At 68.7% G+C, this 10,192-nt stretch carries 11 protein-coding genes and 1 pseudogene; 3 read left to right on the forward strand and 9 right to left on the reverse strand.

Translation table 11 applies throughout. The features are described 5' to 3' along the window. Window positions 1-252 precede the first annotated feature (252 nt). Together ABTX60_RS42330 and ABTX60_RS42335 are read right to left on the reverse strand one after the other, a co-directional pair. Window positions 253-408: a DUF6131 family protein gene (locus ABTX60_RS42330; RefSeq protein WP_352101967.1), complete on the reverse strand. Its 156-nt coding sequence runs from the start codon at window positions 406-408 to the stop codon at window positions 253-255. A gap of 126 nt (window positions 409-534) precedes the next feature. Then, complete coding sequence (locus ABTX60_RS42335; RefSeq protein ID WP_352101968.1) at window positions 535-732, reverse strand: DUF8691 family protein; 198 nt, start codon at window positions 730-732, stop codon at window positions 535-537. A 193-nt stretch (window positions 733-925) separates the two neighbouring features. Between ABTX60_RS42335 and ABTX60_RS42340 the strand changes: the two genes are divergently transcribed. Next, window positions 926-1,438: a MarR family winged helix-turn-helix transcriptional regulator gene (locus ABTX60_RS42340; RefSeq protein ID WP_352101969.1), complete on the forward strand. Its 513-nt coding sequence runs from the start codon at window positions 926-928 to the stop codon at window positions 1,436-1,438. Window positions 1,439-1,491: 53 nt separating this feature from the next. On the opposite strand, the gene ABTX60_RS42345 is transcribed toward ABTX60_RS42340, so the two are convergent. The 7 genes from ABTX60_RS42345 to ABTX60_RS42375 form a co-directional block, all read right to left on the reverse strand. Then, on the reverse strand, window positions 1,492-2,700 hold the full coding sequence (locus tag ABTX60_RS42345; RefSeq protein WP_352101970.1) for a PP2C family protein-serine/threonine phosphatase: 1,209 nt from the start codon (window positions 2,698-2,700) through the stop codon (window positions 1,492-1,494). A 125-nt stretch (window positions 2,701-2,825) separates the two neighbouring features. Beyond that, on the reverse strand, window positions 2,826-4,538 hold the full coding sequence (locus tag ABTX60_RS42350) for a PP2C family protein-serine/threonine phosphatase (RefSeq protein ID WP_352101971.1): 1,713 nt from the start codon (window positions 4,536-4,538) through the stop codon (window positions 2,826-2,828). Next, complete coding sequence (locus ABTX60_RS42355) at window positions 4,522-5,598, reverse strand: SpoIIE family protein phosphatase (protein ID WP_352101972.1); 1,077 nt, start codon at window positions 5,596-5,598, stop codon at window positions 4,522-4,524. The genes ABTX60_RS42350 and ABTX60_RS42355 overlap by 17 nt, the downstream gene beginning before the upstream one ends. Next, window positions 5,595-6,029: an ATP-binding protein gene (locus ABTX60_RS42360; protein ID WP_352101973.1), complete on the reverse strand. Its 435-nt coding sequence runs from the start codon at window positions 6,027-6,029 to the stop codon at window positions 5,595-5,597. Before ABTX60_RS42360 ends, ABTX60_RS42355 begins: the two co-directional genes overlap by 4 nt. Beyond that, complete coding sequence (locus tag ABTX60_RS42365) at window positions 6,013-6,408, reverse strand: STAS domain-containing protein (protein WP_352101974.1); 396 nt, start codon at window positions 6,406-6,408, stop codon at window positions 6,013-6,015. The genes ABTX60_RS42360 and ABTX60_RS42365 overlap by 17 nt, the downstream gene beginning before the upstream one ends. 29 nt (window positions 6,409-6,437) lie before the next feature. Further along, on the reverse strand, window positions 6,438-7,334 hold the full coding sequence (locus tag ABTX60_RS42370; RefSeq protein ID WP_352101975.1) for an STAS domain-containing protein: 897 nt from the start codon (window positions 7,332-7,334) through the stop codon (window positions 6,438-6,440). Window positions 7,335-7,470: 136 nt separating this feature from the next. Continuing rightward, the gene (locus ABTX60_RS42375; protein WP_352101976.1) at window positions 7,471-8,631 is read right to left on the reverse strand and encodes a PP2C family protein-serine/threonine phosphatase; all 1,161 of its coding nucleotides are present in this window, start codon (window positions 8,629-8,631) and stop codon (window positions 7,471-7,473) included. A 200-nt stretch (window positions 8,632-8,831) separates the two neighbouring features. Between ABTX60_RS42375 and ABTX60_RS42380 the strand changes: the two genes are divergently transcribed. Together ABTX60_RS42380 and ABTX60_RS42385 are read left to right on the forward strand one after the other, a co-directional pair. Beyond that, window positions 8,832-9,266 (forward strand): MarR family transcriptional regulator, encoded by a 435-nt coding sequence (locus tag ABTX60_RS42380; protein WP_352101977.1) that lies wholly within the window; start codon window positions 8,832-8,834, stop codon window positions 9,264-9,266. Window positions 9,267-9,574: 308 nt separating this feature from the next. Beyond that, window positions 9,575-9,747: pseudogene (locus tag ABTX60_RS42385) on the forward strand (ATP-binding protein); the annotation flags it as partial. Window positions 9,748-10,192 lie beyond the last annotated feature (445 nt).

Raw genomic sequence — 10,192 nt, forward strand, 5'->3', positions numbered from 1 at the left:
CCCGCTACGACAAACGCGCCCGCCACTACGAAGCCCTGGTCACCATCGCCTGCCTACGACTCTGGCTCTCCTGACTTTGCGGACACGACCTAGCGGTTCCCTCAGGGCACGCCCGTGCGCACCGTGCAGCCTGCGGGCAATGACCGGTCGATGGCCGCGGCCTGCCGGGCGTGGCGATCCGGCACACGGCCAGGCGAAGGCGCGTGCGTCAGCATGCACGGATGACGGTGCAGTCCTGCCTGTCGAGGCAGGTCACCAGTAGTGGCGGCGGCCGGCGACCGCGTGCCCCATGGCCCCCATGATCCACAGCACCGCGCCGATGACCGCGAGGATGATCCCGATCGCCCACAGGATCGATGTGCCGGTGATGAATCCGACAACCAGCAAGATGATGCCGAGGAGGAGCATGACCGCCTCCGGTGCGAAGTAGTGCTGTTTTTACTGTGGACCCCAGGGATGCGCTGGGGAAGTGCCGGTTTCTACGTATTCCAGGCTGGGACGCGTGATCGTGGCACCTGCGTGCCACGGGCGGGATCAATACGGCAGCGGTCGCATTTCCGTGACCAGCAGCCCCAGCATGCGGAAGCGGGCCAGCAGGCCGAACAGATGCGCCTCATCGATGACGGTGCCGTAGAAGACCGTCTGTCTGCCCAGCATCACGGAGTCCAGCTCGGGGAGCGTCTCCGCAGCGTTCTCCGGGACCGGTCCGCGGACCCGGAACTCGTACTGCATGGCTCCTCCGCTCCAGGCATGCCCCATGGTGATACCGGCTCTTGCCTACGGGCCCGCAGCGGGGGATAGAGCCCCGCCCGGACTTCCTGATCGACAGACGGCTGCGCTCGCTGCTTGCTCCGCGACTCTTCGGGTACAGCGATTAGATGAGCGGGCTACCCGCTGCGCGGCAGTTACTGAAAGAGACACGTTCGTGACCCACCCCGGCGGCCCCGGCGATGATGATGCGGCGGGACCGTGTGATGGCCCTGAAGCCGTCGCACGGGAGATCGCTGATGCGGTGGAGAGCCTGACGAGTCTGTGGTCGCTGGCTGCTCAGGGAGCAGCGGTGCGGTTGTCGTTGCATCAGTTGCGGGCGTTGCGTGCCGTGGAGACGGCGCCGGATCTGAACCTCACTGCTTTGGCCGAGCGCCTGGAGGTAGGGCTTCCCACTGCCAGCCGTCTGTGTGATCGGCTGGAGGCGGCAGGTCTGCTGGAGCGGGCTTTGCATCCTCACAGTCGCCGGGAGGTGCGGCTGACCGTTACCGCGCAGGGCCGGCACGTGCTTGATGATGTGGCAGCGCGGCGTTCACAGGCCCTTGCGGTGGCTCTGGCGGCGATGGAACCCGCTGAGCTGATGCTGCTCAGTAAGGGGATGAGAGCGTTCCTTGCTGGTCAGGATCCTGTACGGCGGAGTGGCTCTTGGCGGGGATCACCACCTGTATGAGGCGAGTCGTTCCAGCCCGTTTCGTGGGGTGCGAAATTGAGGCGTGGTGGTGTTCATGCTTCGGGGCTGGGGTGGTGTGCGGCCTTGGGGTCGCGGCCCTTCCAGTCGAGGCAGACGACGGCGGCGTCGGCGGTGAGGTCTTTGCTGCCGAAGTGTGTGATCAGGGCGGAGACCACGGAGCGTGCGGCTTCGTGCGGGGGTGCCAGCCGTGTGGCGCTGAGGGTTTGCCGCAGGGCGCGTTCTCCGAAGAGTCCGCCGTCCGCGGAGCGGGCGCCGTGCACGCCGGTGCTGACCACGATGAGGCGGTCGCCGGGCTCGATCCGGAACGTCTGCTCCTCGTAGGGGGTCTCTTCGAACATGCCGAGCGGGAGCTGGGCTTCCAGTTCGATCTGTTCGATGGTGGAGCCGCGCTGGCGGTAGAGCTGGGGGGATCCGGCGTCGACGGCGTGGACGGTGCCGGTGTCGAGGGCGAAGTGCAGGAGCAGGGTGGAGGCGTAGACCTTGCCGCCGTATTGGGCGTAGATGGCCTGGTCGGCCAGGCATGCCTGGTCGGTGAGGCTGATGCCGGCGCGGCGGGCGTTGCGCAGGGCGCCGACGGCCAGGCTCGTGAGCAGGGAGGCGTCGATGCCTTGGCCCATGCCGTCGGTGACGGTGATCGTGAGGTGGTCGGCGCTGGTGGACCAGTCGAAGTTGTCTCCTCCGATGGCGTAGGCGGGCTCGAGGTGGGCTCCGACGACGTACTCCTGGCGGGCGCAGCCGCGGCCCGGGAGCAGTTGCCACTGCATCTCGGCGGCGAGGGTGAGGCGGCGGGTGCGGCGGGCCCGCAGGTACAGGTCGGTGTCACGGCCGGCGGTGGCGACTTCGTGGGCGAGCGCGGTGGCGAAGTCGCCGAGTCGGAGCACCATGGTGGGGTCTATGGCGTTGGTGGGCATGCGGACGCAGAGCACTCCCAGCCGGTCGCCTCGCACGGTGAGGGGCAGGTGCACCACCTGGCAGGTTGGATCGCGGGTGACTTCGACGACCGGCATCTGGCTGACGAAGGCGCGGCCGGCGGGACCGTCGTGGGCTGGGACGGGCTCACCGGTGTGGGGTAGGTGAGTGACCGGCTGCAGGACGGCCAGCCCGTAGTCGGCCAGCAGCAGCGTCACTTCCTGGGCTCCGACCCCGTCTGTCAGCAGACGGTGGGCTGTGGCGACCAGGAGGTGGGGCGGAGCGGCGCGCAGCAGGCTTTCTGCGGACGCGGCCGGTTCAGAGGTGTTCATGGCTTCCGCCTCTCCGCTGGTGGTTCCACGCTATCGCGGTTCGCTCCTGCGGTAGATCGATCGAAGTGCACAATGCGCGGCTGTTGGCGAGTTCGTCTGGTAGTTGTCGATGAGGGCGGCAGGCGTCAGGTTCGGCCGCACAGCAGCAGGCAGACGTCGTCGTCGCGTTCGGAGTCGTGGAGCAAGGGTTTCAGTAGAGACTCGGCCGCCGCGCTCAGGTCGTTTTCCAGCTCGGCTGTGCTCAGCGCGGCCATGGCCTGGCTGAGCCGGTGGATGCCGGGGTCGATGCCCTGGGCGCGGCGTTCGACCAGTCCGTCGGTGTACAGGGCGAGGGTGGAGCCGGGTGGGAGGACGACAGTGTGGTCCTCGTACTGGTAGGGCAGGGGGACGCCCAGCATGATCCCGGGCTTGTGGTCCAGGATGCGGATGCTGCCTTCGGGGTCGCGCACGAGGGCGGGAGGGTGCCCGGCAGCGGCCCACAGGACGGTGGGATCGCCGGGGCGGAAGCAGGCGATCACGGCGGTCGCGTACAGCTCGTGTTGCTGGTCGCGGACCAGGCGGTGCAGGCGGGTGAGGATGCCGGCCGGGGTGTCGCTTTCGACGGCGTAGGCGCGTAGTGCGGTGCGCAGTTGTCCCATCATGACGGCCGCACGCAGGCCGTGGCCGGTGACGTCCCCGACGGCGGCCAGGAGGCTGCCGTCGGGCTGTACGAAGGCGTCGTACCAGTCGCCGCCGATGTTGAGGCCGTGTGTGGCGGGCAGGTATCGGGCTGCCAAGCGCACCTCGGGGGTGGTGGGCAGCTCGGTGAGCTGGGCGCGTTGGAGGGTTTCGGCTGTGTCCCGGTGCTGTGCGTAGCGGCGGGCGTTGTCCAAGGCGATGCCGGTGCGGCGGGCCAGCTCGATCAGCATGATCGCTTCATCTGGATCGAATCGGGTGCCGGTTGCGGTGAGGGTCAGCACGCCCAGGAGGCCGCGGCCAAGGAGCGGAACACTCAGCAGGGGATGCTCGCGTTCAAGGACTGAGGAGGGCAGGTCGTCGACGCCGGGCAGGTGGCCGGGGTGGGCTGCGGCGTGCTGAGGCCGGCCGGTGCGGGCGGCGGCCACGGCGGCGGCCGGCCGGTGAGCGTGGTGCGTGGTGGGGTCGTCGTCGAACAACCAGACATCCACATGGTGGGCATAGCGGGGGATGAGGAGTTCGGGCAGTCGGCGCAGGATGTCCTCGTGTTGGAGGGATGCGGTGACGGCGTCGCTGGCGTCTGCGAGGAACGTCAGCAGGCGCCGCGCGTTCTCCGCCTGTGCCCGGGCGGCCTGTTCGGCTTGGAGCAGGTCGCGTTGGCTGCGGTCGGCGGCGTCCAGTTCGGCGTGGAGAGCGAGGACCCCCTGGTTGGTGTGGTGGAGTTCGTCGCGGTGGGAGCGGACCAGTCCTTCTTGTGCGTCCAGGCGGTCAAGGAGTTCGGCGGTGTCCTCGTCTGTGGCCAGTAGCGCCTCGGCGATCTCCGCGGGTTCCGCCTGTGCCGGGGCGATGGTGTCCGCCTGTGTGGGGTGGGGGCAGGCGATCGAAAGCCGCCAGAGGCGAGGGTCGCGCGGTGTGGGGTGGGCCGGGTGAATGAGGACTTCGATTCGGCCGTGCCCGTCGGTGCTGGTGTCTGTACGGAAGTCCAGTTCCCACGTTTCGCCGCTGTTGAGGCATTGGCGCAGTTTCCCGGCGATCGCCGTCAGGAAGCGGGCGCGCTCGATCAGGGGCACACCGGCTGCGGTGGCGAGCCGGGCCGCTGCCACGCGTGCGTGGGCCGCGTCGGTGGCCGAGGCGATCGTCCAGCTGTCAGGGGTGGCGTTCATGGGCACCTGTCCAGCGGTCGGGGGCCAGTACGGCCACGCTGGTGTCATCACGCAGCGGGCGGGCAGCGCTGCCGGCGTCCCGCACGATGGCCGCAGCCACGACGGCAGGATCGCGACGGAGGAGTTCGATGTCCTGCGGCAGCGTCCAGCGGCTGGGCAGTCCGTCGCTGTGCAGCACGAGGAGGCTGTCCGGGTGCCACGGCAGGTGCCGGACGGGCACGGAGGCGGGGAAGTGGGCGCCGACGATGCCGGGATGTGAGATCAGCGGCTGCCAGGCATCCCCTGTGCGGAGGCGGGCGCCGACGTTTCCGACGCCGGCGAAGGCGAGCTTGGCGGTGTCGGTGTTGAGCTGGGCCACGGCGATGGCTGCGCCTCGGGTGGTGCGCAGCGCATCGTGGAGGCGGCGCAGTATCTCGGCGGGCGGCCGGTGCGCGCTCCGGTGCAGTTCATCGACCGCGACGGCGGATGCGGTGGCGGCGTTTTCCCCGTGTCCCAGGCCGTCGGCGAGCATCAGGGTCAGCCAGGGGCCCGAGGTGGCCCTCACCCAGTTCCAGGCGTCACCGGAGTGCTCTGCCTGGGCCAGGGGGATGTTGATCCCTCCGACCCTGTGGTGTGGTCCGGTCCTGGCCCGGTCGGTGGCCGGTTCCTGGTCGATGCGGGCCATGACGATTGTGCCCCGGCCGGGGGTGCTGTGCAGGTCGAAGGCGCTGGAGATCCGCATGCAGGTGCCCAGGCCCGTTCCGAGGGAGGTGGCGGTGGTGTAGCCGTCACGGAGCGCCGCTGCGATGTTGGTGATTCCTGGGCCGTGGTCGAGGGAGAGGAGTTGCACTGCTGCGCTGCTGGAGCCGGCGTCCGCGTTCGGGCGCTGCAGGAGCTCGATCACGACTCGGCCGCCGTGGGCGTGCTTGACGAGGTTGGTGGCCAGTTCGGTGGCGACCAGGGCTACGACCGCGGTGCGCTGTGGATCGAGGCGGGCGCGGGTGCTGGCAGCTTCAGCCGCGACGCGGACCTCCCGCACGCGGGTGGAGTCGTCGACCGGTATGTCCCAGACCCTGCTCATCCGTGCTCCGCGCGGGGGCGGGGCATGGCGGTGGCCCATGCGGTGATGGTGATGGTGGTGCCCTGGCCGGGGCGGCTGTCGATACGGAAGTCCTGGACCAGGCGCTTGGCCCCGCTCAGACCCAGGCCCAGGCCGTTGCCGGTGGTGAAGCCGTCGGTCATGGCCTGCTCGATGTCGCGGATGCCGGGACCGGAGTCGGTGAAGGTCAGGCGCAGCCCGTGCATCAGCGCGGTCATCTCAAGCTGGCCGCCTCCTCCGTGGATGAGGGTGTTGCGGGCCAGTTCGCTGGCGGCGGTGATGAGCTTGGTCTGCTGAACCAGAGTGAAGCCGCCTTCGGCTGCCGCCTGCCGTACCTGTTGCCGCACCCATGCCAGATCGGTGTCCGAGCCGATCGGCAGCCTCGTTGTGCCCGTGTCAGGAGAGGTCTGCATGATGCGCCCTCCGAGGGTTCGGCGGGTCGGTGCAGGGGTGGCTGTGTCCGAGTAGCGCCAGCGCCCGCTCGACGTCCAGGGCGGTGAATAGACCGGGCAGGGCGAGGCCCAGTTCGACCAGTGTGATCGCGACTGCTGGGCGCATGCCGGCCAGTACGGTCCGGGCTGCCATCAAGCGGGCGCTGGAAGCGATCTCGGCCAGCACGCGGCCCAGGAACGAGTCGACGTTGTCCACGCCGGAGATGTCGATCACGACACCCGTCACCGGGCTGTGGGCGATGCGGGCGGTGATGTCCTGCTGCAGCTGCTCGGCTGTGCTGTCGTACAGCTCCCCTTGCACGGTGACCAGAAGAGTCTCGCCGAGAACCAGCACAGGCACCCGGGACGTGTGGCCCTGCCCCAGCCCGGTCACAGCAGGCTCACAGCCGGTACTCCAGGAGCAAGTGCGATGCCCTGCTGACGCAAGGCGTAGGCGAGGGCGTCGGCCAGCGAGGATCTGGTCACGACGGTCCCAAGGTCGATGCCGAGATAGACAATGATCTGCGCGATCGCGGGCCGGATACCGGAGACGATGCACTCCGCGCCCATCAGCCGCGCTGCGGCCACCGTCTTCATCAGGTGCTGGGCGACCAGCGAGTCGACCGTGGGCACACCAGTGATGTCGAGGATGGCGTAACGGGCCCGCTCGGCGACGATCGCGTCCAGCAGGGACTCCATGACCACCTGGCTGCGCGCGCTGTCCAGCGTGCCGATCAGCGGAACGGCGACGACGCCCTCCCACAGCTTGATCACCGGAGTCGCCACTTCCAGCAGCTGCTCGCGCTGCCGGGCGATGAGCTCCTGGCCCTGGCTGAGCGTCGTCTCCATCACCACCAGGCGCAGCGTGCCCATCAGCAGGGTCAGAGCCAGGACGCACTCGCGTGCCTGGTCATCGGCCGGATCGTCGAATTCGTCCTGGAGAAGCGTTACAGCAGGCCGGCGCAGTTCTGCGACCTCTCCGGCGACCGCGGCCGGATTCAGACCGGTGCGGGCCCGGGAGGCCGCCATCCGGCCCAGTTGCTCACGCACCGTCTGGAAACCGGGGGCGGTGATGTCGTCCGGCCGGTCGGAGGCAGCCACCTCGGACAGGGCCTCCACCACGGCCTTGCACGCCTCTACCGCCTCATCGCGGGACACGGTGAACACGGTGCGAAAGAGGGCCGCATCCGCCCAGCGCTGCGCGACCTGCTCCTGCCTGAGCCGGAGGAACTCGCCGACCTTGCGCGCTGCCAGCTCTGAGGCCGCCTCGTGCTCCGACACCTGCATCTTCTCCCTGTACAAGACCCTGGTGACCCACCGGGCAGCAGACCATCAGGCAATTATTGCCGTATGACAAACATTAGCGCCGGGTATGCGGCGCAAACAATGACCGACTGTTCATCGGCATCCCGGCGGGACGCACTCACCGGCCCCGCCAGTCCAGGCACATCACCAACGCGTCGTCATCTGGGGCGGGCTGGCCGCGGTGACCGGTCAGCTCGCGCAGGATGGCCCGGGGCACCTCGGCGGCCGGCAGCAGCCGGGTCGACTGGATCGCCCGGTTCAGGGCGGCATCTCCGTAGGCTTCGCCACGCGGTGAGGCGACGGCGTACACCCCGTCGCTGACGAAGACCAGCCGGTCCCCCGGCTCGACGTGAAACTCCTGTGTCACGTAGTCGGTCTCCTCGAACATGCCGAGCGGCAGCTGCGCTTCGAAGGTGATCCGCTCCACGGTGCCGCCCCGCAGGCGCAGCAACTGAGGCGAGCCGGCGTCCACCACCTGGGCACGTCCGGTGGCGAGGTCGAAGTCGAACATCAGCACCGACAGGTAGCAGCGGCCCCGGTAGTGCGCGAACACGGCCTGGTCGGCCAGGGCGGCCTGGTCGTCGATGGAGATGCCTGCTCGCCGGGCGTTGCGCAGGGCGTTGATGGCCAGGTTGGTCAGCAGAGAGGCCTCTATGCCCTCGCCCATGCCGTTGGTGACGTAGAGCATGAGCCGGTCTGCTGTCGCGGACCAGTCGAAGTTGTCGCCGAAGATCGCGTACGCCGGTTCCAGCTGCGCGCCCAGCTCGTACTCGGGGCGGGCGCAGGAGCGGCCGGGCAGCAGCTGCCACTGCATCTCGGCGGCCAGGGTGAGGCGGTCCTTGCGGCGGGCCTGGAGGTAGAGGTCGGTGTCCCGCTCGGCCACGGTCACCTCGTGCCCCAGCACCTCGGCGATGTCGGCCAGCTCCGCGAGGCAGTGCTCGACCTGGTCGCCGGGCAGTGTCACCGACAGCACCCCCAGACGATCGCCCCGCACGCTGACGGGCAGGTGGGCCCGCGCCAGAGGATCGCCGGAGGCGGGTTCGACGAAGGGTTCCTGGGCGGCGAACGCGCGGCCGGCCGGGCTGTTGTGGATCGACACCGGTTCCATGGTGTGCGGGAGCACGGACACCGGCTGCAGCACCGTCAGCCCGTAGTCGGCCATGAACAGCTCGACGGTCTCGGCCGTGTACTGCTCGGCGAGAACGCGACGCACAGCAGTGAGCAATTCGTGGGGAGCCGCTGTCCGCAGTGCACGCTCAGCGGCTACATATCTGTTCACGATGGTCGATACACCAATCTATCGCCGGGTGGCCGCAGGCTTCGTCCGCGTGGTGGAGCCGCCCAATCGGCCGTGCCGGTATTCCAAGTCATCACTGGCCCGCAGCGTGCGCCCAGTACGCTGACAGTCTTCCCAGTGCCTGCGAGAGTGTGACCGTGACTGCCTTCCGCCCCCGCCGAGAGCCGAACGAGGTCGCCCGCGTGACTGCCACGGCCGCGGAGTTGCTGGAAGTCCTGTGGGGCCGGGCCTCGACGGCGCCGGCCTCCGTATCGCAGATGCGCGTGCTGTTCATCCTCGAACACCACGAGCGAATCAACCTGCGCACCCTCGCTTCCCTCCTCGCCTCCACCCCGCCCTCGACCAGCCGGCTGTGCGACCGGCTCCAGGCCGCCGGTCTGATCGAGCGCGACGTCAGCCGGACGGACAGACGTGAGGTGCGCCTGCGTCTCAGCAGCCGAGGCAGGGCGCTCCTCGCGGACCTGCGGGTGCGCAGGGAAAAGACGCTCCAGGATGTCCTCGACCAGATGTCCCCAGCCGACCGACTCTCACTGATGCACGGGCTGGAGGCATTCTGCGCCGTAGCGACGGCCCAGATACACGACGACGCTGACGAAACCGGCAGCCAGACCGCCTGAACAGCGCGGCACAACGCCGACCTCCGAGAAACCAATCCCTGCCACTCACGCACGCGGCCTCTGCGCACAGTGCCGTCCCTTCCCGCGCACGTCTGACACAGCTACTTTGTTGCCTCATGGCCATAGTTGTCAAACGACAACTATTGATTATTGCGTGGCCCAAACCCGTCTGAGCTGCGACTACCGCCACTCGCCCGCCGTCGAAGGGCGGCCGTGCCGACGCCGGCGATCATCAAGAGAAGGCGCACCCGCAGGGGTCGTACCGCGCCGTGACGCTCGCCGGGTGTGCGGTTGCCGCCACCGCTCCGCGGGCCCGTGACTTCGACGCCACCCCCCAACGTCGACCCGGCCACCGTCAACACGCTCGCGACCTGCGAATGTGTCAGGGGGGCCGCTTTGCCTGATCGGCGACTCCGGAACGGGCAAGTCGCATCTGCTGATCGCGCTGGGCACCAAGGCGGCCGCGGAAGGCTGCCGGGTGACCGTGCCCTTCCCGGCCGGTCCGGTAGCGCGCAGCGTGGAAGGCATCCGGGCATGACGTGGTCCTTGCTCGAGCCGATGCTCACCGTGGCCGTGGACAGCCCTGCCCTGCCCGCCGGGTACGCGGCGGAGCCGAAGTTATGGACAGGGTTTACAGTTGTCCGTTGTCCACATCCCCGTTGTCACTGGGCCGTTCACGTTTGCGGTCGGCCCCTGAACAGTCGGTCCTGGCCGCTCAGGAAGGGAGGAGGCATAGTGCGTCCACCCCGGACTTGGCTCACTGACGTACGGAGGCGACGTCCGCAGGGAGCTGCGGTGCGTCAGAAGCGGGCACCATAGGCGAAAACGACCTCTTAAAGAGCGTTTTGTCCCGGTGGGGTTGTTTCGTGGTGCTTTAGAGGTCACATTGGTCTGAGGTTGCTGAGTCGGAAGTAACTGATGAGAAC

This window comes from Streptomyces sp. NPDC126510 (assembly GCF_040302345.1).
GTDB lineage: Bacteria > Actinomycetota > Actinomycetes > Streptomycetales > Streptomycetaceae > Streptomyces.